Below are 25,719 nucleotides of genomic sequence, written 5' to 3' on the forward strand. Positions count from 1 at the left end.
TGGGTGGCTGCGGTGGGGGTGGCGAGCGGGTGCCGGTCACGTCTGCCTCCCCTACTTGGTGCCGCTGAAGGCGAGCGACTCGACCACCCGGCGGCCCAGGAAGACGAGCAGCAGGAAGACGGGGATCGCGGCGACGAAGGTGCCCGCCATCAGGCCGGTCCAGTCGGGGACGCCCTGGGGGGTCTGCGACTTGAAAACCTGGAGGGCCACAGGCAGGGTAAAGGACGCCTCGTCCTTCGCGATCAGGAAGGGCCAGAAGAATTCGTTCCACATGCCGATGGCGGTCAGGATGGCGAGCGTGGCGAGGGGGCCCTGGCTCATGGGCAGGGTGATGCGCCAGAAGATCGTGAAGGGCCCCGCCCCGTCGAGAAAGGCCGCCTCCTCGGTCTCCCTGGGCAGCGACAGGAAGAATTGCCGCAGGAAGAAGACCGCGAAGGGCGTCATCAGGATGAAGGGGGCCACCATGCCGGGAATCGTGTTCAGCCACCCCAGGTTCTTGATCGTGATGAAGTTGGGGATGAACAGCACGATCCCGGGAATCATCATGGCGACCAGGAACAGGGTGAAGATCGCGTCCCGCCCCGGGAACTTCAGCCGCGCGAAGGCGTAGGCTGCCATCGCCGAGAAGAAGGTCTGCCCGAGCACGATCAGGCCGGTGAAGATTACGCTGTTTTTCATTGCCGCGAGGAAGTTCACCGCGCTGCCCGAGCCGCCCGCCGCCTGCGCCTCCTCCAGGCTCACCAGGCCCAGGACCCGCTTGAAGTTGATCAGCGTGGGCTCGCTCGGCCACAGCGAGGCGGCCTCGGTGAAGAGGGACCGGCTGCCCGTCAGCGCCGTCTTGAGCACGATCCAGATGGGGAACAGCGAGATCAGGATGACGAGCGTGAGGGCCAGGTAGGCGAGGAGCCTGCCGAGGGGAAAGGGTTTGCGGGGGCGGTGGTGGGCCGTCTGGGTCGTCGGTACGGTGGTCACGTTCGTCTCCTTGAACTCGGGAGCCTGAACTCCTGTCGGGCGACTGGAGGCTGGCGGCTGGCGACTCAATCCAGGTCCGACTCGCCCGCCCTCAGCAGGCGCATCTGCACGAGCGTGAACAGGATCAGGATGGCGAACAGCACCATGCTCATCGCGGTCGCGTAGCCCATCCGGAAGAAGCCGAAGGCGTTCTGGTAGATGTAGTACACGAGCACCTTGGTCGCGTCCGCCGGGCCGCCCGCCGTGGCGACGGCCACCGTGTCGAAGATCTGAAAGGAGCCGATCACCGAGGTCACGAGCACGAAGACCGTCACCGGTCTCAAGAGGGGCAGGGTGATCCGCCAGAAGGTGTTCGCCTCGCTCGACCCGTCGATGGCCGCCGCCTCGTACACCGTGCGCGGGATCGCCTGGAGCCCCGCGTAGAAGAGCAGCGCGTTGAAGCCCATGTGCTTCCAGACGTTCACGAGCGCGATGGTGGGAATCGCCTGCTCGGCGGAGTTGAAAAAAGGCTGCTTGCCGATGGGCGTCAGATCCAGCCACTGGTTCACGATGCCCAGCAGGGGGTCGAGCATCCACAGGAAGATCATCGCCACGAGCACGTTCGAGAGCAGGTACGGCACGATCAAGAGGCCCTTGACGAACATGCTCTTCACCAGCCGGTCCATCGCCACCGCGAGCAGCAGCGAGAGAATGGTCTGGAGCGGGATGTTCCACAGCACGTACTTCACGGTGATGCCGAGAGCCGACCAGAACCTGGGATCGCGCACGACCTCCTGGTAGTTGGCGATCCCCACGTTCTTCGGCTCGCTCAGGAGGTTCCAGTCGGTGAAGCTGATCTGGAGGCCGCGCAGCGCCGGGTACAGGTAGAACACCACGAAGCCGATGATCGCGGGGAGGATGAAGAGGTAGCCCACCATCCAGCTCAGGGAGCGGCGCCGCGCGGGCGCCCGTGCGGGAACGACGAGGGTCTCTCTCTGGACGGGAACAGTCATGGGGGACCTCCGGGCTTACGCGGACTCGCGCGGGACGAGGGTGACGGGAAGCTGGACCTCGGGCGGCCCGTGACCGGGCACGCGGCCCTCCATACGGCCCAGGAGCCGCCGCACGGCCAGGCGGGCCATCTCGGCGTAGGGGACGTGAACGGTGGTCAGGCTGGGCCCGGTGTAGCGCGCGAACTCGAAGTCGTCGAAGCCGCTCACCGCCACCTCGTCCGGCACCCGCACCCCCAGCGTCCGGGCCGCGAGGAGCGCCCCCGCCCCCATGCGGTCGTTGCCGCACAGCACGGCGTCCGGCCGGTCTCCCCCCTCCCACAGGTGGCGGAAGGCGAGTTCGCCCGCCTCGGCGGACCAGTGCCCCCCCAGGAGGCGATGGCGCACCTCGTGGGCCCGCGCGGCGGCGAGAAAGCCCTCGCGGCGCAGGATGGCGCTGCTGCCCAGGTCGTCGCCCGGCACCACCAGGGCCAGGTCGCGCCGCCCGCGTGAGACGTGGTGGGCGACGAGCCCCGCCATCCCTCCCACGTAGTCGGCGGTCACCGAGGGCAAGAACCCCTCCGGGTCGGCGCGGTCGAACAGCACCGTGGGAATGTCCCACAGGGCCAGCCTTCGCATCCACCCGGTGGGCAGGGTGGTGCTCATCACCACGACGCCCCCGAGGCTGCGCTGCTTGAACGCCGCGTGCAGCGCCTCGAAGCCCTCCGGGTCATCCCCTCGCAGGAACGCCGTGGTGATGTTGTACCCCCGCGCGTTCGCCTCCGCGATAAAGGCCGACTGCACCAGGTTGCGGTAGGGGTCACTAATCTCGTCCGCCGCGTGCCCGTAGAACGCGCAGCACAGCGTCGTCACGCGCGACTCGCGCAGCGCCTTGGCGGCCGCGTTGGGGTGGTAATCGAGATCACGGATGGCGGCGAGCACACGCTCCCGGGTCGCCGGGCGAATGGACGGGTGCTCGTTGAGCACGTTGGACACGGTCTGATGCGAGACGCCCGCGTGCGCGGCGACATCCCGGAGCGTGGCTCGGGTCATCACACCCCCTCGGCTTCTTGATTTGATCGTTCAAAAGAAATTTGACAGGTTGGTGTGAAATTGTCAACGCCCGGTGAAGGGCGTTTGGACCGGGTTCAAAAAATGGGAGGCGCCGGGCTGGGACGGCGCCTCTCCTGCCCGGTCAGTCGTGGGGCGAGGCGGCCGGCCCCCGCCCCTCCCCGCGCCGGGCCGCCCACTCGTCGCGCCTGTGCCGCGCCTGCCGCGCCGCCGCCGCCCAGAAGGCCTCCTCCGCCTCCACCAGCCCCGCCGTTCCGTCCCGCACCTCGCGGGAGGAGGCGTCGCCCCGGTAGTCGGTGACCTCCAGACGGGCGAGCAGGGAGCCCGCCGACGCGTCGCGTTCCAGCCGCAGGGCGGCGGCGAGCACGTCGGCCTCCCGGCGGCCCGAGGCGAGACGCACGAGCGCGGCGTAGCCGTGCGACAGCGTCTGGAGGTCGGCCACGCTGGGCGCGTAGACCCAGGGGCCGAACTCGCCGAGCAGGCTCAGGAAGCCGCTCCATTCCGTGTCGAAGACGGCGGCGAGCACCTCCCGCGCGCCCTGCCCGCCGCCGAGCCAGGGGCGGGCGCGCAGGAGGTCGGGGGCGAGCGTCTCCTCCCGCGCGAGTTGCCCGCCGAGTTCCCGCGCCCGCGAGGGCAGCGACACGTCGTGGAGTTCGACGAGGTGGGTGAGCCTGCCCCGCGCGGCGGACGTCAGCCGCACGCTCCGGGGAGAGGGGACGCCGAGCAGGGCCCAGGCGACCCGCGCGAGCGCCCCGGCGTCCAGCGCGACGCCCTGTTCCCGCAGCGCGCCGTCCAGCGTGGCGAGCGGCTGGCCGTCCTCCCCGGCCCGGAAACGGGTCACCACCTCCAGGGCGGCCTCCTCCCCCACCGCCCGGCCCTGCTGGCGGAGGGTGTGCCCGAGGATCTGTGCCCGGGCGCTCAGCGTGTTCGTGTCCATCGCTCTCCCCGGGTGGGCGGGGGCCAGAGACCCCTCTCCACGCCTGGGCCAGGGTACAGCGGGCCGTGAGGCCAGCCGCCCGGGAATGGCCTTCATCGGGAACGTCGGTCCGCCGCCTTCCCCCGCCTCCGGCCCTGTAAGAGGCCCGACAGGCGGGCAGGAACAGGATGAGGCGTGATCAGCCCTTTCGACAACGCGGCGGGTTTGGGAGGGGCCGACACCCGGGCACAGGTGGACGCGCTGGTCGAGGCGGCGACCGCACTGCTCAAGATCGACGACCTCCGCGCCCTGGAACTTGCCCGGGAGGCGGGCCGAAGGGCGGACGGTCCCTACCCGCACGGCCTGGCGCAGGCCCGGGTGGTTCAGGCCCGCGCCCTGATCGAGCAGGGGGAGAGCAGTCAGGCCGTCGCCCTGCTGGAAGACGCGGCCAGAGTTTTTGAGACCCTGCGGGACGACCGGCGCCAGAGGGAAGCGTTGGAGGCGCTGGGCAGGGCCTACCTCCATCTCGGCGAGACGACCGTTGCCGAGAAACACCTGTACGCCGCCCTCTCCCTGTGTGCCGACCGAGGGCCGGAGATGGCCCAGCTTCTCAATCTGATCGCCGGGGTTCATCACCGGGGCGGCAACTACCTGGGGTCGCTGGAATCCCTCAGCCAGGCCCTGGGCATCTACGAGGTGCTGGGCGATCCTCAACAGATGGCGAGCGCCCTGGGGAACATGGGGATTCTCAACACCAGTCTGGGCAACTACCCGGAGGCCCTCTCCTATCTCACCCGGGCGTTCAGGATTCTCAACGAGGGGCGACAGGACGAGAGGATGCGGGCGTTCGTCCTCCAGAATCTGGGGCATCTCTACCTCGATATGGGAGAGCCCCTGAACTCCATCCCGTACTTCGAGGAGGCGCTCGGGCTGGCGGGCAAGTTGCAAGACCGGCTCACCGTGGCGGCCGCGACCCTGAACATCGCCGCCGCGATCAGCCGCTCCGAGAATTACGAGGAGGCGGAGCCCGTGTTCCGGGATGCCCTCCGAATTTCCCGGGAGATCCAGTACCGACACGGGGAGGTTTCCGCCCTCGACGGGTTAGGCGGTGTGCTCGCGCGGCGGGGTCAGTGGCGGGACGCGGCCGCCGCCCACGCGGAGGCGGTGACCATCGCCCGGGAGATCGAGGACTTCGAGGGCGAACTGGACGCCCTGCACCACCTCGGGCAGGTGCAGGCCGAGCTGGGGGACCTCACCGGGGCGCTCGCCTCGCTGGAACGCACCCTGGAACTCGCGGGGCAGGCCGACCACAAGAAGACGGTCTACGAGGTGCACCGCGCGCTCGCCCGGGTCTACAAGCGGGCGGGCGACTTCGAGCGGGCGCTGCACCACCACGAGCGCTACCACGGGGCGGAGCGGGCGCTGTTCAACGAGGAGCGCGACAAGAAGACGAGCGAGCTGACGGCGCAGTTCGACGTGGAGCGCGCCCGGCACGACGCCGAGATGCAAAGGCTCCAGCGCGAGGTGGCCGAGACGGCGCGTGAGCAGGCCGAGGCCCTGGTCCGCGAGCGCACCCACGAGCTGGAGCAGGCGCAGGTGGAGATCGTCACCCGCCTGGCCGTGGCGGCCGAGTACCGCGACGACCTGACCGGCGAACACACGCAGCGCGTCGGGCATGTCAGCGCCCTGATCGCGCAGGAACTGGGCCTGCCGCACGAGGACGTGGCCCTGCTGCGCATCGCCGCCCGATTGCACGACGTGGGCAAGATCGGAATTCCCGACGCGATCCTCCTCAAGCCCGGCAAGTTCACCCCCGAGGAGTTCGAGCGGATGAAGGCGCACACCTTGATCGGCGCCCGCATCCTCTCGGGCGGGCACTCCCGCCTCCTGCGCATGGCCGAGGAGATCGCCGAGTCGCACCACGAGCGCTGGGACGGCACCGGCTACCCGTACGGGCGGGCCGGGGCCAGCATCCCGATCACGGGCCGGATCGTCTCGGTGGCCGACGTGTTCGACGCCCTGACGAGCGAGCGGCCCTACAAGCGGGCGTGGCCGTACGAGGAAGCCCTCGCCGAGCTGCGCCGCAACGCGGGCATCCAGTTCGACCCGGAGGTCGTCGAGGCGGGGGTGCGGGTCTTCACGCAGACCAACTTCCTCGGCCGGAAGCGTGGGGACACCGGGGAACCCACCTTGAAGCCGCACTGAGCCGGGAAGCCGCACTGAGCCGGGCGCTCCCCGACGTCGTCCACTTTCGCCGCGCGGCGCGGTTGCCGCCGCTCTCCCCGCCCGCGCCGGTCACCCCGCAACTCACCGTGAGGCTGCTGGCTGGAGGTCAGCCCGCCCCGGGAGGAGGTGCCCCTCTCCTGGGATGATGGCGCTCACCTGCCCGCCGTGGGCCTTCGTCGGCGCCCGGAAGAGGGCGAAGCGCGTGAAGACAGGCTCACGGGGCCCTCTGGGAACGCCCGGCCCGTGGCCCCTCGTCCAACGTGGAGCTTTTACGTAGGGAAGCGTCTCTCCGCCCTTATCGGTGTGGATGGGAAATATTTTCTGCTCTGCCGCCGGCCTCGGCTGTCGCTCCTTTGAAAGCCTTTTCATCCCCTCGCTGCCTGACGGAACTCGTCCCGGATACTCTTGATCTGGGAGTACGGCAAACGCCAATTTTCCGGGAGATGAGGGCGCCTGCGGGACGTTCACAACAGGCCGAGTTGGAGACCATTTGACAGCGCTTTCAGAGTGTGGGTATCCTTGCATTAAGCACGTATGGAATCTTCTGTCACGCTCGCGCAAGTGGCGCGTGCGGCCGGGGTGTCGGCCAGCACGGTCTCACGGATCCTGAACGGCACGGCCAACGTCAGTGTCGAGAAACGGGAGGCCGTGGAGCGCACCCTCGCGCAGCTCAACTACCAACCCAACGTGCTTGCCCGGGGGCTCGCCGGGGGCCGCACCATGAACGTCGGCGTGCTGACGCAGGACATCTCCAGCCCCTTCTACGGGGAGGCGCTGCGCGGCGTCGAGCAGGGGCTGGCGGGCAGCGGGTACGTGCCGGTGTTCATGAGCGGCCACTGGCACGAGAAGGAGGAAACCGAAGCCATCGATCTGCTTCTGGCCCGCCGGGTGGACGCGATGCTGATTCTCGGCGGCGTGACCCCGGACGCGGGGCTGCGCGAGGTGGCCGGACGGGTGCCGCTGGTCGCCATCGGCCGGTCCCTTCCAGACCTTGGCCGCCAGTGCCTGCGGGTGGACAACCGCCACGGGGCCTTCCTGGCGACCCGGCACCTCATCGAGCTGGGGCACCGCTCCATCGCGCACATCGCGGGTATTCCCAGCCACCGGGACGCACAGGACCGGCTGGAGGGGTACCGGGAGGCCCTGGCGGACGCGGGCATCGGCTTCGACCCGGACCTCGTGCTGGCGGGGGACTTCCTGGAACACTCCGGCTTTCTCGCCACGACCCGCCTGGTCGAGGGACGCGGGTTCTTCACCGCCATTTTCGCCGCCAACGACCAGATGGCGTACGGCGCCCGGCTCGCCCTGCACCGCAAGGGCCTGCGGGTGCCCGAGGACATCTCGCTGGTGGGCTTCGACGACCTGGCAGGCTCGGCGTACACCTGCCCGCCCCTCACGACCGTTCGCCAACCCGTCCACGAGATGGGACGCGCCGCCGCCCGGTGCGTCCTGCGGATGCTCGCCGGACAGCCACCCGCGCTGCCACCGCTCCAGGTTCAACTCGTCTTGCGTGAATCCACCGCGCGGCGCCGCGCGGGTTGATTCACCCATGCCGCTCCCGCAAACGCCGCAGGAGGTCCCAGGGCAGAGATGAAAGCGCTTTCAACCCCCGTCGCCCCGCGTTCCACGTCCCCCGGCCTCAAGGAGGCTCCCATGAAGAAGCACGTCTTGATCGTCAGCGCCCTCCTCCTCGCCTCCGGCGCCCTCGCCCAGCAAAAAAAGACCATCACGGTCGGCGTGTTTCCCGACCTCGACAGCGTGGTGAAGGCGGCCCTGCCGGGCTTCTACAAGACGCACCCGAACATCGAGGTCAAGATCAACTCGCTGGCGTACGCCGACCACCACAACGCCCTCACGACAGCGCTGGCGACGGGTAACGGGGCCAACGACGTGGAGGCCATCGACTTCGGGTACGTCGCCAAGTTCGCCGAGGGGGGCGGGCTGGTCGACCTCTCCAAGGCGCCCTACAACGCGGCCCAGTACCGCAACCGCTTCGTGGCGTACACCTTCCCGCAGGCGATGACCCAGGACGGGCGCATGGTCGCCATGCCCACCGACATCGGCCCGGGCTCGATGTTCTACCGCACCGACTTCCTGAAGAAGGCGGGGGTGCAGCCCACCGAGCTCAACCGGAGCTGGGACTCCTACATCGCGGCGGGCCGGAAGATCGTCGCGGCCAACCCCGGCACCTTCCTGATCCCCGACGCCTCGGAGGTCGCCACCATCATCATCCGCACCGGCCTCAAATCAGGCGAGGGCCTGTACTTCGACCAGGCGGGCAAGGTGCTGGTGGGGCCGGACAACCCCCGCTTCGTGCGCGCCTTCACGGTCGCCAAGCAGATTCGGGACGCGAAGCTGGATGCCCGCGCCGGGGCCGCCTTCAGCAGCGACTGGACGACCGCCTTCCAGAAGGGCAATCTGGCCTCGGAGGTGAGCGGCGCGTGGCTGGTGGGCCACATGCAGAACTGGCTCGCCAAGGACTTCGCGGGCAAGTGGGCCGCCCAGCAGCTTCCCGGCAACTCCTACACCTCGTACGGCGGCTCCTTCTACGGCATCCCCTCGCAGAGCAAGAACAAGGCCGAGGCCTGGGAGCTGATCAAGTACCTCACGACCGACCCCAGCCAGCAGATTCTGGCGTTCAAGACGACGGGCGCCTTCCCCGCCCTGCGCGCGGCCCAGACGGCGCCCCTCTTCAACGAGGGCGTGCCCTACCTCGCGGGCCAGAAGGCGCGGGTCCTGTGGCGGCAGGCGGCGAACCAGATCAAGCCCATCGACGTGAACCGCCTCGACCCCGTGGCCGAGCAGATCGTCAGCGACTCGCTGAGCGCGGTGCTCGACGGGTCCAAGACGGTCGAGCAGGCCCTGGGCGAGGCGCAGCGCCTGATCCAGCGCCGCGCCCGCTGACACTTACCTCTGGGGGTCGCGCGTGCGGCCCCCGCCTGTCTTGGCCCCACTCGTCCTGAAGGAGAGGCCCCCATCGTGAGAGCCGGGACTTCCGCCGCCACGCCGCGTCTTTCCCTGGGAGCGCGCTGGAACAACTTCCAGCGGCGTTACGCGCCCTACATCTTCATCAGCCCGTTTTTCATCCTGTTCGCCGTCTTCGGGCTGTTTCCCATCGTGTTTTCACTGTACCTCTCGTTCCACGAGTGGCAGCCCGCCGCCGGGCTGGGGAGCATGGAGTTCGTCGGCTGGCGCAACTTCACCGACAACCTCACCGACCCGACCTTCTGGCAGTCGCTGAGGAACACGGCGGTCATCGCCCTGGAGTCGGGCATCCCGCAGCACCTGATCGCCATCCCGCTCGCCTTCGCCATCCACATGGGCCTGCGGCGGGTGCAGGGTCTGGTTACGGCGCTGTACTTCCTGCCGTACATCACGTCCGTCGTGGCGATCTCGGTGATCTTCGTGACCATCTTCAGTTGGCAGTACGGGGTGCTGAACGTGCTGCTGACGGGCCTGCGTAACCTGCCGCTGATCGGCGGCCTGTTCCCGGCGGAGAAGATCAACTGGCTGGGCAACCGCGAGTTCCTGCAACCCGCCGTGGCGAGCGTGGTGGTGTGGCGTTACGTCGGGTGGAACGTCGTGCTGTACCTCTCGGGGCTCCAGGCGATCCCCCGGGACCTGTACGAGGCGGCGAGCGTGGACGGGGCGACGACCTGGCAGCAGTTTCGCCACATCACCCTGCCGCTGCTGCGCCCGATCATGTTCGTGGCGGTCACGCTGACCCTGATCGGCAACCTGCAACTGTTCGAGGAGCCGTACATCATCGCGGGCGACTCGGGCGGCATCGGGAACATGGCCCTCACGACCGTCATGTACATGTACCGCACCTACAACTTCTACTCGGACGCGGGCCTCGCCGCCGCGATGTCGTGGCTGCTCTTCATCCTGATCGGGGGACTGACCTTCGTGAACAACCGTGTCTTTGGCCGGGGTCGCCTCTCGGGGAGCGACTGAGATGGCCGTCGCCACCCCCCGCCCGCGCCGGGCCGCCGCCTCTCACCGGCGTCCGGGGACCATTCCCCTCTCGCGCGGGGCCGCCGTCGCGCTGCTCGTGCTGGGGGCGCTGATCACCGTCTTGCCCTTCTACTTCATGTTCGTCTTCGCCACCCACACGCGCGGCGAGATCTTCAACCTGCCGCCGCCCGTGTGGTTCGGGGACAACCTGGGGCAGAACTACGGCAGCCTGCTGGAGCGCACGCCCTTCTGGCGCAACCTCTGGAACAGCTTCTACCTCGCGGCTATGACCACGGTCACCACGCTGTTCTTCTGCTCGCTGGCGGGCTTCGGCTTCGCCATGTACAACTTCCGCTTCCGCGAACCCCTCTTCGGCGTGGTGCTGGCGACGCTGCTGATTCCGAACGCGCTGAACATCGTGCCCTTCGCGCTGATCATGCAGGCGTTCGGGTGGATCGACACGCCGCGCGCCCTGTGGGTGCCGGGCATGGCGAGTGCCTTCGGCATCTTCCTGATGCGGCAGTACATCGGCAGCGCCATCCCCCGGGAGCTGGTGGAGGCGGCGCGCATCGACGGCGCGACCGAGTTCGGCATCTACCGCCGGGTGATCCTGCCGCTGTGCGGGCCCGCCCTCGCCACGCTCGGCTTGGTCACGTTCATCAACTCGTGGAACAACTTCCTGGGGCCCTTGATCATCTTCCGCAGCGCCCAGACCTTCACCGCGCCCCTCGCCCTGCGCAGCATGCAGGGGCTGGTGAACACCGACTGGGGGGCCCTGATGTGCGGCGTGGCCCTCACGGTCGTGCCGCTGCTCGTCATCTTCTTCTTCGCGTCCCGCCAGCTCATTGAAGGACTCACCTCGGGGGCGCTCAAGGGATGAGGGCGCTCCTGGCGACCCTGCTGCTGGGGGCCCAGGCGGCACCGGCTGTGCCCGCCACCCTCACGCTGGGAGGTGAGGGCACCCCCCTCTCCCCCCTGGCGGTGAACGGCTTCAACGCGAGTTGGCAGATGCCGGTCGTGGACGCCCTGGGCGCGGTGCGTTCGGTGGCCCCGACCTCCCTGCGCTTTCCGGGCGGCAATGTCGGCGACGAGAACGACCTCACCGAGCAGGCGCTACGGTATTTCAAGGCGAACCTCGACCTGACGAGACCGGGCACCGCCGCCGTCGTGCAGACGAGGGTCTTCGCCACCCGTGAGGGCGCCCGCAACCGGCCCGAGGACGCGGCGCAGGCGGCCCGCGCGGCCGGGGCCCTCGGGTTGAAGGTCACTTACTGGGAGATCGGCAACGAGCCCGACCTGTACACGACAAGTCGCGGGGACCCGAGCTGGACGCCGGAGAAGTATTGCCGGACCTTCCGGGCCCAGCGCGAGGCCATTCTGAGGGTCGACCCGGGGGCGAGGTTCGCCGGGCCCGCCGTCTCGAAGGGCACCGGCGCCGCAATGCACTACCTGGAGGGCTTCGTGAAGGCGTGCGGGGACGTCGTGGACCTGCTGACCTGGCACGAGTACCCGACCGACGGCACGCTGGAGGACGAGGCGGCGCTGGCGACGGCGCCGACGGTGACCGGGCACGTGCAATTCGTGCGCGACCTGCTGCGCGACCCGGAGCGAAATCCCCTCGGGCACACGCGCGACGCCCGGCTCGGCGTGACGGAGTACAGCCTGTCTTGGAGGAGTGACCGCCCCAGGCACCTCGCCGACCAGGTGGGGGCGCTGTGGGCCGCCGAGGCCGCCCTGCGGCTCGCCGAGGCCGGGGTGAGCCTCACGAGTTACTTCGCGGTCATCGCCGCCGGGAGTCACGGCCTGGTGGACCTGGCGGGCGTGCCGCGCCCCACCCTGTACGCCTTCCGGCAGGTGCGGCACTTCCGGGGCACGGCGCTGCCGGTGCGGTCGAGCGACCCGGCCCTGTGGCCCCACCTCGCGCAGGACGGGCGGCTGCGCACCCTGCTCGTGACGAACACGGCGGCCGAGGACCGCCTGCTCGCCACCGACCTGCCCGGGTACGCCCTCATCGGCGCGAAGACCTTTACCGAGAAGACGGTGCAGGACGAGGCGGACTTCATCCGGCTGACGCTCGGCGCCACCCTCGACCTCCCCGGCCGCTCCCTCACGCGGCTCGTCTACAAGCGCCTTTCCTAGCTCCCAGGCGGAGGACCCTCCCCATGACGATCACCCGCAACGACTTTCCCGACGGCTTCGTATTCGGCGTCGCCACATCCTCCTACCAGATCGAGGGGGCCGCCCGCGAGGACGGTCGCGGGCCCAGCATCTGGGACACCTTCTGCCGGGAACCGGGCCGCATTCGGGACGCCTCGAACGGGGACGTGGCTTGCGACCACTACCACCGCTGGCCGGGTGACCTCGACCTGATCCGGGGCCTGGGCGCGGACGCCTACCGCTTCTCGGTCGCCTGGCCGCGCATCCAGCCGGACGGGAAGGGCCGGGTCAATTCGGCAGGCCTCGACTTCTACGAGCGTCTGGTGGACGGGATGCTGGAACGCGGCCTGGAGCCCCACGCGACCCTCTACCACTGGGACCTCCCGCAGGCCCTCCAGGACGCGGGCGGCTGGGTCAGCCGGGACACCGCGTTCCACTTCGCGGAGTACGCCCACGTCGTCGCCGGGCGCCTGGGGGACCGCGTAGTGAGCTACGCGACCCTGAACGAGCCGTGGTGCTCCTCCATCCTCAGCTATCAGATCGGCGAACACGCGCCGGGATTGCGGGACCGCAGGCTCGCGCTGGCCGCCGCGCACCACCTGCTGCTCGGGCACGGGGAGGCGGTGGCGGCGATGCGAGGCCTCGTGCGGGAGGCGGGGCTCGGCATCGTCCTCAACCTCCAACCGGCCTACCCCGCCTCGGACCGAGGAGAGGACGTGGCCGCCGCCCGCCTCGCCGACGGGACCTTCAACCGCTGGTTCCTCGACCCCCTCCTGCGGGCGGAGTACCCCGAGGACATCTGGGAGGCGTACGGCGCCGACGTGCCCGAGGTTCAGCCCGGTGACCTCGCCCGCATTGCCCAGCCCACCGACTTCCTGGGGGTGAACTACTACAGCCGCAGCGTGAACGGGGCGAGCGGGAACGTCCGGCCCGCCGGGTCGAGCTACACGCAGATGGGCTGGGAGGTGTACCCGCAGGGCCTGACCGACCTGCTCGTGCGCCTGAAAGGGGACTACCCCGACCTCCCGCCCCTGTTCATCACGGAGAACGGCGCCGCGTACCCGGATGAACCCAGCGGCGACCGGGTGCACGACCCGGAGCGCGTGAGGTACTTCCAGGCCCACCTGGAGGCGGTGGCCCGGGCCGCCCGGCAGGGGGTGGACGTTCGCGGGTACTTCGCCTGGAGCCTGATGGACAACTTCGAGTGGGCCTACGGGTACACCCGCCGCTTCGGCCTGGTGTACGTGGATTACGAGACACAGGCGCGCGTTCTCAAGGACAGCGCCCGCTGGTACCGCGCGCTCCTCACCGGCCAGCCCAGCGACGTGCCCGTCGCGGCCGACGACTGACCGCCCCTTTCGCCAGGTCGCCCGGGAAGAGGGTCTGCCCAGCCCCATCGCGGGCGACGCTGTTCCCTCCCCGCCCGACCTTCCCGGGGCCTCCCGCCGCACCGCACTCCCCGACCGGGATGAGGGCGACGCGGGGGCACCGGGCGGCGGAGGCGGGGCGGGCGGAGGGCGAGCCGTCATGGGACGTGTCTGCCCCACCCCTCGGGGCCGGGCACCCGCCCGGCTCACCAGAGCTTGACGGGTTTGGACAGGGGGACGCGTCCCTCAAGTTCGTCCAGCCGCCGCTGGGCCTGGCGCGTCCACTCCTCGACGCCGACCTCCCGCAGCAGACCCAGCGCCTCGCGCATCGTGTGGGCGGCCCTCCCCCGCTGCCCCGCCGCCTCCTCGATCTCCGCGCGTTCCACCGCCACGATGGCGCGGTCGCTGAGGTTCTTTGAGGCCCGCGCGCTGTTCGCCGCCCGGCGCAGTTCCTCCTGCGCCTCCTGGAGCCGCCCCTGCAGGCGGTACGCGTGGGCCAGGTTCACCTCGATGTCGATGCTCCCGCCGAAGTCCATCAAGTGGGCGAAGTCGCGCGCCCGCAGACTCCAGCGGACGGCCTCCTCCAGTTGCGCCCCGGGCGGCTCGCGCGGGTCCTGCGCCTCCTCGTGGAGCCGGAAGTGCACGGCGGCGAGGTTGTTGTACTGCGCGTGCATCGCCCACGGCCAGTGCCCGCGTGTGAAGTGACCCAGCGCCGCCCGGTAACGGCGGGCCGCCCCCGGCAGGTTCCCGTCCTGCTGGGCGAGATACCCCAGCCCCGCCTCGATGGCCCCCCACTGGCGGTGATGCCCACCCCCAGCAGACGCGCGGCTCGGGCGTAGGCGGTCCGGGCCGGTTTGGGCCGCACCTTGCGCATGTGAAAACGCGCGGTCTGAATCCAGGCCAGGGCCTCGACCTCGCGGCTGGGAAGGGTCGAGGCGTCCTCCCGGTAGCGGCGCAACTGGTCTTGCAACGCCTTCACGGCGGCCCAGCCCTCCTCGTGGGAGGCGCTGACGGTTTTGACTCAGGCGACCATCGCCAGGGCCCGCAGGTGCTGGTCGGGCGACGGCTCGGCGAGGAAGGCGGCCCGCGCGTGCTCCTCGGCGGCCTCGTAGCGGCCCTGCTCGAAGGCGGTCGCGGCGAGCACCAGCAGCCGGGCCGCCTCCAGGGTGTCGGGCCGCATGGGCGTTCCCTCGTTGAAGGCCCAGGCGGCGAACTCCTCCGGCCCCGCCAGGTCGTGCGAGACGGGGCCGGTCTCGGCGACGTTGAGGGTCCAGCGCTTGGTCTTCTCCCGGGGCGCGAAGGTCACGAGCGGGGCCCCCAGTTCGCCCAGGCGCATGAGCAGGCGGGAGGCGGCGTTCTTGAGGACGGCGTCCCCCAGGTGGGTCCAGCCCCGGGCCCGGCGAAACTCGCCCACCTCCGCCCCACCCTCGCCCCGAAGCGTCAGGGTGCCGCCTCTGGTGTGGAAGTGCAGGCCGCTCGGCTCGGTCATGTCCTTCGATGGTACGCAGCCTGGACAGGGACGGCACCGCCCTGAGAATGAGTGAGAAAACGGGCGCCCGCGCGGTGGTCAGGTCGCCTGGGGCTGGCTTCATCCCCGGATCAACAGGGGTCGAGCTGTCCTTGGCGTACCCGGGAGGTGTCACCCTGACAGCGAGGGGTCCCCTCCAAGGAAGAGGAGACGCTGCGCCCCGCTCGGCACGACATCCTTGTTGTGCAGGGTGTTCCAGGGAGGGTTCTGGGTGAGGACTGGGAGGCCAGCGGCACGAGCGCTGCTCTCCCCGCTCAGCCGCGCCCTTTCTCACCCGGTTTCGCTCCCAGGCGTAGCGAACCCGAGTGCGCCTTCACCGTCCCCGGGCGCACCTCACGAGAACCAGCGACGGGCCCGGGCGAACCGGCTTCGGGGGGCCGAGTCGCCCGACCTGGCCGTGAGTTCACCGTACAGGGCGTCGAGACGGCGCCAGGTGTGCTCGATGTTGAATTCCTGTCGTGCCCGCTCGTAGGCGGCGTCTCCCAGCCGCCGCCGGAGGCCCGGGTCCTCCAGGACGGAGCCGAGGGCGGCGGCGAGGGCCGCGTCGTCCCCGGGCGGGACGAGCAGACCGCTGGCGCCGTCCTCGATCATGTCGGGAATGCCGCCCACGCCCGTCGTCACGATGGCGACTCCGCGCGCCATCCCCTCCATCAGGGCGAGGGGCTGCCCCTCGAAAAAGGAGGGCAGCACGAGGACGTCCGTCTCCTCCAGAAGCCGCGTCCCCCGCTCGGCGTCGACCCAGCCGAGGAGTTCCACGCTCTGCGAGAGGCCCAGCTCGGCGACGAGGGCCTCCACGGCGGCTCTCTGGGGGCCGTCGCCGGCCAGCAGGAGCCGCGCTTCGGGCGGGCGCCCGATCCGCGCCCAGGCACGCAGCAGGCCGAGGGGATTCTTGCGCTCGATCAGCAGACCCAGGAACAGGATCCGGGGCGGCCGGTCGGGGCGGTGCGGCGCGGGGCCGACCGCGACGCCGTTGGGGACGGAGGTCACCCGCGCGCCGGGCGCGATGGCCGTCACGGCGCGGGCCAGGGAGGGCGAGAGGGTGACCACCCGGTCGGCGCGGGTCAGGGTGGCGCGCACGAGGGGCCGCAGGGGGCGCGGGCAGCGGGCGTAGAAGTCGGCGAACTCCCCCGCGTGCAGGTGCAGCACCGTGGGGACGCGGAACACGAGCCGGGCCACCCACAGCAGCAGCCCCTTGCGGGCGAAACTGCCGTACGCGGCGGAGTGCAGGTGCACGATGCGCGGGCGGGCCGTGAGACAGCGCCGGACGAGGTGGGCGGTGCCGGAGGCGAAGAGGGCGAGCCGTCGCCGCGCCGGACCGTCGTCGTGGGTGACCACAGTCTCGACCCGCCAGCGGGTGAAAAGCGGGGTGGCGCGCAACGCGGCGACGTACCCGGCGATGCCTCCCCGCGCGGCGGTCGTCACCCACAGGACCCGGGGCGGGGTCATGGCCTCACCGCCGCCGGGCTGCCCCGCTCTCCCCTACCAGGAAGGCCGGACACGGGTCCTCTCCCCTTCCGGGCGGGAGCGCCCCGCCGCGCGGAAGAACACGTCGCGGAACTGGGTGACCATGCGCGCCGTCGAGAACACGGCCTCGGCGCGGGCGCGACCGGCCGCGCCCAGGCGCCCGCGCAGCGCCGGGTCGGCGGCGAGTTCTCGCAACCGGGCCGCGAAGCCCGCGAGGTCCCCGTCGGGCACCAGGAAGCCCGTCTCCCCGGGCACGACGATCTCGTTGGGGCCGTAGTGGATGTCCATCGCCACGACCGGCAGCCCGCACGCCATCGCCTCCACGAGCACGTTGGCGAAGCCCTCGGCGCGGGAGGTGAGCAAAAAGGCGTCGTGCTCCGCCAAAAAGGCGTGCGGGTCGTGGACGTACCCCACAAAACGCACCACGTCCTCCACCCCGAGTTCACGGGCGAGGGCCTCCAGCGGGCCGCGCTCGGGTCCCTCCCCCGCCACGTCCACCCGGAAGTCGGCCCCGGCGCCCCGCGCGAGCGCGGCTGCGCGCAGCAGGCGGTCGAAGCCCTTGCCCGGCACGAGGCGGCCCATCGCCGCGAAGCGGGCCGGGGCCGAGGCGGCGCGGGGCGCGGGGAGCGGCGGGATGGCGGTGGCGTTGTACACCACCCTGCCGCGCCCCGCCCGCGCCCCCCCGCGCACGAACTCGTCGAACAGGCCGCGTGTCGGCACCACCCAGGCGTCGGCCTGCGCGATCACGAAGCGGCGCAGCAGCCGCTTGGCCCGGCCCCGGTCGTCCAGGTTGTCGAGGGCGTTCTCCTCGTTGGCGACGTGGATGAAGCGCCCCCGGCGGGGCAGGCTCGCCACCGTCAGCCCGGCATACCACAGCCGGGTGTAGACGATATCGGGCCGGAATTCGCGGATGCGCGCCGCCAGAAGCGGCCGGGCACGTTGCAGGTTGCGCGCCGCGTGCAGGGCGCCCTGCTCCCCGTCTCGCAGCGGGGCCACCGCCAGGTCGCGCAGAGGCAGCGCGCCCACGTTCAGGCGCCGTTCCAGCTCGGGGTCGAGCCGGGCACTGAAGAGCGTGACGAGTTCGCACTCGAATTCCTCGCGCGGCAGGCCGTGGAGCAGTTGGGCGAGCTGGACCTCGGCGCCGCCAGGCGCCAGGCCGGGCAGGACGGCCATCAGCCGGAGCGGGCGGGTCACGGGCTCCTCCTGGAGGGACGGGGATCGTTCATGCAGTGTCTCCTGTGGGGTCGCCCCCGTGGTCCGGGAGGCCGGGCCGGGGCCACCCACCGAAAGGACTCCGCCGACGACCAGGGCCCTTCGGGCGTACCCGGAGGAGGCGGGGGGCGTCGGGCGTTGGATGCGGCACCTCCGGGAATGTGAACGAGACGAAGCGGCGTAGGAAATCCTCCTGGGCGCCCCTGCCCCGGACGCGGCCAGGACCGAGTGGGCCTCTCAGCAGTGTTGTGCTTTTGCCACCGGATGGAAAGATCACCCCCTCTGCGCAACCGCTATCCAATGGGTGATCAACGGTTGTGCAGCCCCGGCGCACCATGCCTTCGCCCCCATTCGCCCTGGTAGGGGCAACACCGCCATCGGCCTCTTGAACGCTGCGACCACGGCGAATAGTTTTGGCGTCGGGGTGATGGGCTCGTTGCTGCCGCCCAAGCTCATCGAGGGCCACACGATCAGAACCGTCGCCACCACGGCCACCAGGACCGAAGGTGCCAACAACGTGCTTTCCCAGAGGAACTCCGTCAACGGCTACCGGCTTCACAGCATCAAGATCACGATCCTTCAGGGTCACGAGACCGACATGCTGACCATCTCGAACGGCGTGATCAAGAACAATACCTTGCAGAGCGCAGTGGGGACGACACCTCCGTCTCCTTACGGCTGAACGCGCCGGACAGCGTGGTCGTGCAGTTGAATTCCACCGGCAGCCAGGTCCTGACCAAGGGCAGGCTCAACGTCTTTTCTACCTCACCGGGCAAAACCGGCACATATGCCTCTCCCCGAACCTGCCGCTGAGCGCCCCCTCGACAGCCCTTCCAGCACCGCCCGGAGGCGGGCTATCCGTGTCCTCGCAGCCTTGGTCAACCCTTGAAATTGGGCGGCGGCACGGGCACCGGGACGAGGCTCCGGGCAAGCTGGGGCACAGGGAGGACCGATGTTGAAGCAGACAAGGCACGAAGACCTCGTGATCTACACCTCGGATGACCCTGAGCAGCGCACCCGCGCCGTGGTGGAGGACGGGGGCCGCTACACCCTGGTAGAGACCCTGGAGGCGACCTACACCGAGAACGAGGGGGCCGCCTACAACCCCGAGCAGTTCCTGGAGACGGTCACCGACTACTACCGGCAGGGACGCGGACAGCCGATCGAGAGCCCGCAGGCGGGGCTGGGCGAGGGCGGGTAGGCCCACGTTCCCCACCTGTGGAAAAGCAAGGCGCCCACCCCTCTTGCCGGGTGGGCGCCTTGCTACGGCCTTCAGGGTGCTTGCAACCCCGTCCAGGCCGTGTCGTTCTGGCCCCTGCGGTAGATGATGTTGTCGGTGCCGCGCGCCAGGGTCATCAGGCGCCCCGAGGCGTCCGGCATCGCCCCGATGAGCGAGACGAAGGAGCCGCCCAGGTTGCTCCAGTCTCCCCAGCCCCCGTTCGGGCCGGTCTGTTTGATGCTCTGGACGCTGCCGCCCACGCTGCGCACCGACACGGCGATGGTACCGTCCTGATTGCTGCCCGCTACCGGGGACCCGGTGAACTGAACGTCGCCGAGCTTGCTCCAACCCCCCCAGCCTCCCGAGGGCGTCTGCCAGCGGTGGTACAGCTTGCCGTCGCTTCCCCGCACGAACACCTCCAGGCGCCCGTCCTGGTCCCGCCCGGTGACCGGGTGAACGTCGGTCCCGAAAGAGCCGCCCAGGGACTGCCAGGCTCCCCACCCGCCGCTCGGCGCGGACTGGGAGACGGTGTAAATCGCCCCGTCGCTGGCGCGGACGAACAGCACCAGGCGGCCGAAACGGTCGAGGGCGACCGCCGGGCTGGAGGTGAACTTCGGCCCGCCGATGCCCGCCCAGCCCCCCCAGCCGCCGTTCGGCGCGAGCTGCGACTTGATGTACATCTGGCCGTCATTGCCGCGCACGAAGACGACCAGGGTGCCGTTGGCCTGCTGGGCCGCCACCGGGATCGAGGAAACGACGCCTCCCAGATTGACCCAGTCCCCCCAGGCCCCACCGCTGCTCACCTCAGTCTTCACCATCACCTGGCCGCTGTTGCTGCGCTCGAACGCGGCGAGGCGACCGTCCGCCATGTTGACCACCGTGGGCGGCGCGGGGTAGTTGCCCCTCAGGTCCTCCCAGGCGCTCCAGGTGGAGCCTCCCGGCGTCGTCTGCACCATCTTCAGGGGGCTGCTGCTGCGGTCGCCGATCACGAAGGCGGCCAGACGGCCGTCGGCGAGGCGGGCCACGCTGCCGCCCTGGGTCACGTCGACGTGGAAATACTGCCGCCAGCTCCACTCGACGTAGAACCCGCCGGACTCGCCCGGGGCGACGCATCCCACCCCGCCGCTGGGGGGGCAGATGATCGGGTCGTAGTTCGCGTACGTCTTGAAGGCGCCCACCTTGGTGTTGAACTGGTCCGTCGTCACGTTGTACGGCTCCACGCCGATGTTGTAGTCCCGGTGCTGCACGGTGACGTGGGGGGCCGTGTAAGCCTTGTCGGCCGCCTCGCCAAAGCGTCCGGCGGCGATGTGGTCGGGGTGTTCGGACCGGGTGCCGTAGACGATGGGGGCCGTGTCCTGGATGTGGACGTACTTGGCCTCGGAGACGGTGAGCACGTTCGTCAGGACATTGAGCACCTGCTGACGGGTAAAGGTGTTCGAGTTGTCCATCGTCGGAGCGACGAGGGTGGGGTCCGAGCTCTCCCACAGGGCGCGCATGCTCACGCCGCTGCTGTTACTCTCGCGCATTCGCAAGAACATGAGGCGCACCCGGGGATTGCCCTGCAACACCGAGGTCCGAATCGCCTTGCCCGCGAAGGTGTAAATCTGCTGGGTCCAGGTGTTCGGCACGCCGGACATCCGGGCGTACGCCTCTCGCTCGCCGTCCTCGCGGTTTCGCCAGTACTGCTGGTAGTCCAGGCCGTACTGCTGGGTCCCGTACTCGTTGTCCCCCGCCGTCAGAAAGACCGTGACGACGCAGTGGTTTTGCGAGACCGCCGTGGCGATGTCCGGGTTCATAAAGAGCAGGTCGTCGTCCTGGTGGGCGACGAAGAAGACGTCCTGCGCGTCGTTGCACAGGTCGGGGGCGAAGCTGAGCGAGTTCACGAAGGGCAGCGACGTGATCTCAAAGTTGGACGACGAGTTGGAGGGCATATAGGCCGACAACCCGCCCTTCGCCGAACCTCCGGCGGAGTTGGAGGGCACGTCGGAGGGGTTGCTGCAAGCCCCCAGAAGCAGGGCGGTAGCCAGCGGCAGGGCCAGGAGACGCAGACGAGGCATGGGACAATGACCTCCCGGAGGGGAACAGAACGTCCGGGTCCGGTCTCACCATTCGCTCTTCCGCTCCCGTTGGTGACCGACGGTAGGAGCGGCCTCGTTGCTACCCGATGCCTCACTCTAAACTAACTGGCACCTCATGTAAATACTTCACAAACTCGGTTCCACCGGGGGAAGTGGGGGCATAACGACCTAACGGTCCCCAACCACCCTTCATCGGCCCTTTACTCACCACGGGCCATCTCCTCCAGGTGCGGCAGCATCCGGTCGACGACGCGCTCCCAGGTGAACTGCTGCCGCACCCGGTCGTAGGCCTGGCGCCCCAGCTCCTCGGCCAACCCGGGACCTTGCAGCAGCCGCAGCATGGCCGCCGCCAGCGCCGGGGGGGAGCCCTGGTCCACCAGCAGGCCGGTCTGGCCCTGTTGCACGATCTCGGAGGCGGGGCCGACGTTCAGCGCGACGCAGGGCAGGCCGTGGCCCATCGCCTCGCAGAAGACGTGGCCCCAGGGCTCGAAGGACGGCATCACGAAGAGGCGGGCCCGGGCGTAGAGGTCGGCGAGCACCGCCCGGTCGCGCACCCGCCCGATCCAGCGCACGCCCGGCTGGGGCGGGGTCTTGGGCAGGCGGGGGCCCACGATCCAGAGTTCCGCCTCGGGAAGCTGGGCGCGGACTTCCTGGAAGGCCCGCAGAACGTCCAGGCCCCCCTTGCGCTCGAAGTCGATGCCGACAAAGAGGGCGACCGGCTCGTCGTAGCGTTTGTGCTCCAGGGACGAGGCCATCAGGTTGGTGCCCGCCCCGACGCGGACGACCCGCGCAGGATCGCAGCCGTAGTCCTCGATCAGCGAGCGGGCGGTGAAGTCGCTCCAGGGAAACAGCCGGGCCGCGCCCCGGTACACGTCCCGCTCCAGGCGCAACCACTCGGCCATCGCCCCCCTGGAGAGGGGATGGTCGACGGGGTAGTACCGGCGCGACATCTCGAAGGTGGCGTCCAGATACACCGCGTAGGGTTTGGGGGCCGAGCCGGGGGCGAACTGCAGGTAGGTCTGGAGGATGACGTCGTACTCCCCCCGCTTGGAGTCGAGGTAACGCTGCGCCACCGCCGTCCTCTGCCGGAAGAGGTGGGGGTTGAAATGCATGTTGCGGCGCCAGTCGGTGATGTTGGGCCGGAACTGCCTCAGCTTGTTCACGAGGTCGGCGGCGGGCGCGAGGGTGGGTGAGGTTCTCCCGACGACCTGGACCCGCTCGTCGAGCGCGCGGTAGAGGGCCGCGTTGCGCGAGAATTCCCTCTTGTAGTCGGTGATGAATTCGAGGTCGAGGCCCACCAGGCGCAGCTCACGCGCCGGGGTCCGCCCCGCTTCGGGGGCGCCGGGCACACTCTCCTTCAACATGGGCCACGACCCGGAAGACGGAGGGGGAAAGAGAATCCCGCCGCCCCAGGAGGCGCGAGTTCCCGGATAGCCGAGACCGCCCCGCCCCCGGGCAAGGGAGGCCTCCTCTCGCAGCTTGGAAGAGCACGCATCTGGGCAGACTGTATCGCAAGACGTCCGAGGCCGGGGACCTTTCTTACGACCACCCCCCCTCGGGGGAACACGCCCGCGCGGCAGGCAGCCTCCGCTTCATTCTGGGGAATGATCCGTGGACTACGGCGACAGCAGCGGCACAGGAGACGGGTGGCGGCTCAGCATTCGTTGGAACGGCAACCGTTCACCCGTCCCACGACGCGCTGTGCCACGCCCACCCCGAAGGAGTTGCCGCCGACGGTCGTGTCGGAGTTGTCGTTGTCCGCGTACACGCCCGACCCGGAATTATTTGCGAAGCGGTTGTTCTCCACGCGGGTGCGGGCCACGCCACTGTCGAGCAGCACGCCGATGACGGGCCCGTCGAAGGTATTGTTCGCCACGCTGACCCCGTTGGCAGATACGATCAGGCCGGAGCGTGCCCAGGGGTCCTGGCCCCGCACCGTGTTGCCGCGAAAGACGGTCCCGTCCGCCTCCAGGCGCACCCCACGGCGAGTGCCGACGATCTCGTTGCCCTCGATGACGATGTCGCGCGAGGGCGGCCCTTTCGAGAAGGTGTTCACGCGGACGGCGTCTTCCTCGTAAAAGTGCCCCGGGCGATAGGTGCTCTCGATCTTGTTGCCCGCGACCCGGCCGCCTTGCACCGAGTGGAACAGGATATACGAGGTGCCGTCGGCCGCCCACGGGTGGCGGTTGCGGATGGTGTTGCCCTCAACCACTGCACCGGCCACCGACGTGCTGTAGCCGGGACGCGGCATGATCTTGATACCGTCCTTGCCGAAACCGTCGATGGTGTTGCCCCGGTAGGTCGTGTTGGCGATGCCCTCCGTCTTCGTGGCGGTGTTGGTGATGTTCCTCAGGACGTTGCCCTCGGCCAGAAAGTTCTTGCCGCCCCACCCGAAGATGCCCAGGCCCGGCGGCTCCTTGTAGTTCCCGCTGCCCGGGTCACCGAGCCCCGTGACCGTGTTGCGCAGGATCTTGACGTTGTTGCTGTTGCCCGTGCCGATGCCGTTGGCGTAGGCCCCGCTCACAGTGCTGTCCTCGATGACGACGCCGTCGCTACCATCGGCGCTGATCCCCACCGAGTGGGTGCGCTGTACGTTCAAGCCGCGAACGTGCACGTCCCGGCTGTCCTCCACATGCAGCCCGTCAGCGCGTTGGTCAAACGGCGCGACGTCGTAGCGGGCCCGCCCGACGATGGTGAGGTCGCGAACGGTGAGGTCCTGGGCGTTCGTCAGCGTGAGCATGCCGAGGGCGTCCCCGGCCTGGAAGTCGTCGCTCGCCCGAAGGGTGGCGTTCGAGCCGTAGATCGTCTGGTGCTTCAGCCCGTCGAGGCGGACCGGCCGCCCGATCACGTAAGTCCCCGGCGGGAAGTAGATGTCTTTGCCGCCCGCGTTGCCGATGCGCGCGAGGACCGCCGAGTCGTCCGTCACCCCGTCCCCCTTGGCCCCAAAGCTCTTCACGTCGAGGACGTCCCCGGGAGTTCGCCCGGCGGGCGGGGCAGCGTCCTGGAGGGGAGTCAGGGCGAGCTGGTCGAGCACGGCGTTGCGGTCCCTGTCCTGCGCGCCGTCGTACGCGTCATTGACGAATACGATGTCGAGCCGCTGCCCCGGCCGCAGGGAAACGTTCGCCAGGGTCTGCAGGGCGTACTCGCCGTTCGTCACCGTGACGGCCCCGACCCGGCGCCCGTCCAGGCGCAATTCGACGGTCGGCCAGCCCTGGTACGCCTCGCCTCGTGCGCGAATCCCCACGGTGTAGACGCCGGGTCGGAAGGACCCGGGCAACACCTGCCCCACCGACCCGCCGTTTGAGGCCAGCAGCACGGCACGCCCGTCACTCGCGGCCTTATCGGAAATGATCCAGGCGGAGTCCGCGCCCTGGCGTGTGGGCAGCGGCTGGTCGTTGTGCCCCCGCGCGTGCTCCGCCTCTATCTGCCAGGGCGTGAGGTCGGCTGGAGCCTGAACCGCCAGGGCAAACAGGGCGCCTCCCACCAGACTTCCTGACATGAGCGCGAGCGGCCGAAAGCGGAATCTTTTGGAATTGGACATAGGTGCAAAACCTCCAGGGTCGGGATCGGGTGCGGCGCGGTGACAAAGCGGGGGAGCGTCCACCCCTCCTCTGCCGATGCTCCTCCATGCCGAATGTGCTTCGGAACGCACGGCCGCGCTTTGAGAAGTTTTATACACTTGAAAATGCATTTCAACATGAAGAAGATGTGGCCCTGTCCGTGTGGTGGGCGCTCTGCCGCCCTTTCCCCAACCAGGTTGTGGCAGGTTGTTAGGGGAGGGTGGCGCGTTGTTGAGCGGTCAGAAGCTCCCGGGCTACCGCTTTTCCCTCGCCGTGATCGACGACACCGTGTGGTTGTACCACCGCTTCACGCTCAGCTCCCGAGCCGTCGAGGAACTCCTCCTGGAAGGGGGGATTGCCGTCACCCGTGAATCCACTCGGACCTGGTGCACGGGGTGCAGTAAGCTCTTCGCTCAGGACCTCCGCCACCGGGAACCCCGACGTCCCCTCCCGGTGGCACCTTGACGTGACGGTGCGTGGACATCGGTGGGATCGAACATGGGCTGTGGATGAACACGGAGCCGTGCTGGACGTTTTCTTTCAGGAACACCGGGAGACCGAGGCGGCCAAGTCGTTCTCCCGCCGACGGTGAGGGGAAGACGACGTGCCAGAAGTGGTTCACACCGACAAGCTCCAGTGCGGTGCAGCACTTGGGAAACTCCCCGTGCTCCACGGTGTGGAGCACGTTCAGGTCAGAGCTACGGCCCGTCGCAACAACCTGACCCTGCCATCCCATCGACCGACACGACGCTGTGTTCGGCAACAGCGAGGGTTCCGATCACGATATTGGGCGCAAGGCGTTCTCGACTTGCACGCCCGAGTGACGAACCTTCACCAGCCTGCCCGCTCCACCTCCCCTGCTGCCGAGCGTCGAGAACACCAGCAAGAAGCCTTCCAAACCTGGCGTGAAGTGGGGGTACAGCAGCCCGCCTGCCTTTCCGAAGCTTCTCCGCCTCCCGGAAGCTAACAACTTGCCACAACCGGACACGGTGGAGGTGGCGGCGCGCGGCGCGGACTCCGGCGG

General features: G+C 69.5%; 20 protein-coding genes and 1 pseudogene. 10 read left to right on the forward strand and 11 right to left on the reverse strand.

The annotated features are described in order from the left end of the window. Nucleotides 1-51: 51 nt before the first annotated feature. The 4 genes from DAETH_RS16725 to DAETH_RS16740 all read right to left on the reverse strand — a co-directional run bounded on the left by DAETH_RS16725 (nucleotide 52) and on the right by DAETH_RS16740 (nucleotide 3,948). On the reverse strand, nucleotides 52-972 hold the full coding sequence (locus tag DAETH_RS16725) for a carbohydrate ABC transporter permease (protein WP_264777846.1): 921 nt from the start codon (nucleotides 970-972) through the stop codon (nucleotides 52-54). A 65-nt stretch (nucleotides 973-1,037) separates the two neighbouring features. Continuing rightward, nucleotides 1,038-1,964, reverse strand: coding sequence for a carbohydrate ABC transporter permease (locus tag DAETH_RS16730; protein WP_264777847.1), 927 nt, complete (start codon nucleotides 1,962-1,964; stop codon nucleotides 1,038-1,040). 15 nt (nucleotides 1,965-1,979) lie between these two features. Continuing rightward, complete coding sequence (locus tag DAETH_RS16735; RefSeq protein ID WP_264777848.1) at nucleotides 1,980-2,993, reverse strand: LacI family DNA-binding transcriptional regulator; 1,014 nt, start codon at nucleotides 2,991-2,993, stop codon at nucleotides 1,980-1,982. Between the two features lie 142 nt (nucleotides 2,994-3,135). Next, nucleotides 3,136-3,948, reverse strand: a complete 813-nt coding sequence (locus DAETH_RS16740) for a hypothetical protein (protein WP_264777849.1) — start codon at nucleotides 3,946-3,948, stop codon at nucleotides 3,136-3,138. A gap of 174 nt (nucleotides 3,949-4,122) precedes the next feature. Here DAETH_RS16740 and DAETH_RS16745 point away from each other — a divergent pair, with 174 nt between their 5' ends. The 7 genes from DAETH_RS16745 to DAETH_RS16775 all read left to right on the forward strand — a co-directional run bounded on the left by DAETH_RS16745 (nucleotide 4,123) and on the right by DAETH_RS16775 (nucleotide 13,616). Next, nucleotides 4,123-6,132 carry a tetratricopeptide repeat protein gene (locus DAETH_RS16745; protein ID WP_264777850.1) on the forward strand — a complete coding sequence of 670 codons (2,010 nt, stop codon included), beginning with the start codon at nucleotides 4,123-4,125 and terminating at the stop codon, nucleotides 6,130-6,132. Between the two features lie 555 nt (nucleotides 6,133-6,687). Beyond that, nucleotides 6,688-7,695: a LacI family DNA-binding transcriptional regulator gene (locus tag DAETH_RS16750; protein WP_264777851.1), complete on the forward strand. Its 1,008-nt coding sequence runs from the start codon at nucleotides 6,688-6,690 to the stop codon at nucleotides 7,693-7,695. A gap of 111 nt (nucleotides 7,696-7,806) precedes the next feature. Beyond that, complete coding sequence (locus DAETH_RS16755; protein WP_264777852.1) at nucleotides 7,807-9,057, forward strand: extracellular solute-binding protein; 1,251 nt, start codon at nucleotides 7,807-7,809, stop codon at nucleotides 9,055-9,057. Between the two features lie 75 nt (nucleotides 9,058-9,132). Further along, nucleotides 9,133-10,110 carry a carbohydrate ABC transporter permease gene (locus DAETH_RS16760; RefSeq protein WP_264777853.1) on the forward strand — a complete coding sequence of 326 codons (978 nt, stop codon included), beginning with the start codon at nucleotides 9,133-9,135 and terminating at the stop codon, nucleotides 10,108-10,110. A gap of 1 nt (nucleotide 10,111) precedes the next feature. Continuing rightward, nucleotides 10,112-10,990, forward strand: a complete 879-nt coding sequence (locus DAETH_RS16765; protein ID WP_264777854.1) for a carbohydrate ABC transporter permease — start codon at nucleotides 10,112-10,114, stop codon at nucleotides 10,988-10,990. Next, nucleotides 10,987-12,249 (forward strand): glycoside hydrolase family protein, encoded by a 1,263-nt coding sequence (locus tag DAETH_RS16770; protein WP_264777855.1) that lies wholly within the window; start codon nucleotides 10,987-10,989, stop codon nucleotides 12,247-12,249. The genes DAETH_RS16765 and DAETH_RS16770 overlap by 4 nt, the downstream gene beginning before the upstream one ends. Nucleotides 12,250-12,272: 23 nt before the next feature. Then, complete coding sequence (locus tag DAETH_RS16775; protein WP_264777856.1) at nucleotides 12,273-13,616, forward strand: GH1 family beta-glucosidase; 1,344 nt, start codon at nucleotides 12,273-12,275, stop codon at nucleotides 13,614-13,616. 224 nt (nucleotides 13,617-13,840) lie between these two features. Here DAETH_RS16775 and DAETH_RS16780 read toward each other — a convergent pair whose 3' ends face one another. The 4 genes from DAETH_RS16780 to DAETH_RS16795 all read right to left on the reverse strand — a co-directional run bounded on the left by DAETH_RS16780 (nucleotide 13,841) and on the right by DAETH_RS16795 (nucleotide 17,820). Beyond that, a complete protein-coding gene (locus DAETH_RS16780; RefSeq protein WP_264777857.1) occupies nucleotides 13,841-14,308 on the reverse strand; it encodes a hypothetical protein in 468 nt (155 codons plus the stop codon). 347 nt (nucleotides 14,309-14,655) lie between these two features. Next, complete coding sequence (locus DAETH_RS16785) at nucleotides 14,656-15,123, reverse strand: hypothetical protein (RefSeq protein ID WP_264777858.1); 468 nt, start codon at nucleotides 15,121-15,123, stop codon at nucleotides 14,656-14,658. 372 nt (nucleotides 15,124-15,495) lie between these two features. Next, the gene (locus tag DAETH_RS16790) at nucleotides 15,496-16,608 is read right to left on the reverse strand and encodes a glycosyltransferase (RefSeq protein ID WP_264777859.1); all 1,113 of its coding nucleotides are present in this window, start codon (nucleotides 16,606-16,608) and stop codon (nucleotides 15,496-15,498) included. Nucleotides 16,609-16,641: 33 nt separating this feature from the next. Beyond that, complete coding sequence (locus tag DAETH_RS16795; protein ID WP_264777860.1) at nucleotides 16,642-17,820, reverse strand: glycosyltransferase; 1,179 nt, start codon at nucleotides 17,818-17,820, stop codon at nucleotides 16,642-16,644. Between the two features lie 403 nt (nucleotides 17,821-18,223). Here DAETH_RS16795 and DAETH_RS16800 point away from each other — a divergent pair, with 403 nt between their 5' ends. Continuing rightward, nucleotides 18,224-18,520: a hypothetical protein gene (locus DAETH_RS16800; protein WP_264777861.1), complete on the forward strand. Its 297-nt coding sequence runs from the start codon at nucleotides 18,224-18,226 to the stop codon at nucleotides 18,518-18,520. Nucleotides 18,521-18,790: 270 nt separating this feature from the next. Then, the gene (locus tag DAETH_RS16805; protein WP_264777862.1) at nucleotides 18,791-19,039 is read left to right on the forward strand and encodes a hypothetical protein; all 249 of its coding nucleotides are present in this window, start codon (nucleotides 18,791-18,793) and stop codon (nucleotides 19,037-19,039) included. A gap of 71 nt (nucleotides 19,040-19,110) precedes the next feature. On the opposite strand, the gene DAETH_RS16810 is transcribed toward DAETH_RS16805, so the two are convergent. The 3 genes from DAETH_RS16810 to DAETH_RS16820 all read right to left on the reverse strand — a co-directional run bounded on the left by DAETH_RS16810 (nucleotide 19,111) and on the right by DAETH_RS16820 (nucleotide 24,619). Next, entirely contained in the window at nucleotides 19,111-21,114 is a 2,004-nt protein-coding gene (locus DAETH_RS16810) for a PIG-L family deacetylase (RefSeq protein WP_264777863.1), read from the reverse strand. A 221-nt stretch (nucleotides 21,115-21,335) separates the two neighbouring features. Continuing rightward, on the reverse strand, nucleotides 21,336-22,499 hold the full coding sequence (locus tag DAETH_RS16815) for a glycosyltransferase family 4 protein (protein ID WP_264777864.1): 1,164 nt from the start codon (nucleotides 22,497-22,499) through the stop codon (nucleotides 21,336-21,338). Nucleotides 22,500-22,789: 290 nt separating this feature from the next. Then, nucleotides 22,790-24,619, reverse strand: a complete 1,830-nt coding sequence (locus DAETH_RS16820; protein WP_264777865.1) for a right-handed parallel beta-helix repeat-containing protein — start codon at nucleotides 24,617-24,619, stop codon at nucleotides 22,790-22,792. Between the two features lie 304 nt (nucleotides 24,620-24,923). Here DAETH_RS16820 and DAETH_RS16825 point away from each other — a divergent pair. Beyond that, a pseudogene (locus tag DAETH_RS16825) lies at nucleotides 24,924-25,662 on the forward strand (IS6 family transposase). Nucleotides 25,663-25,719: the final 57 nt, after the last annotated feature.

The organism is Deinococcus aetherius (genome assembly GCF_025997855.1).
Lineage (GTDB): Bacteria > Deinococcota > Deinococci > Deinococcales > Deinococcaceae > Deinococcus > Deinococcus aetherius.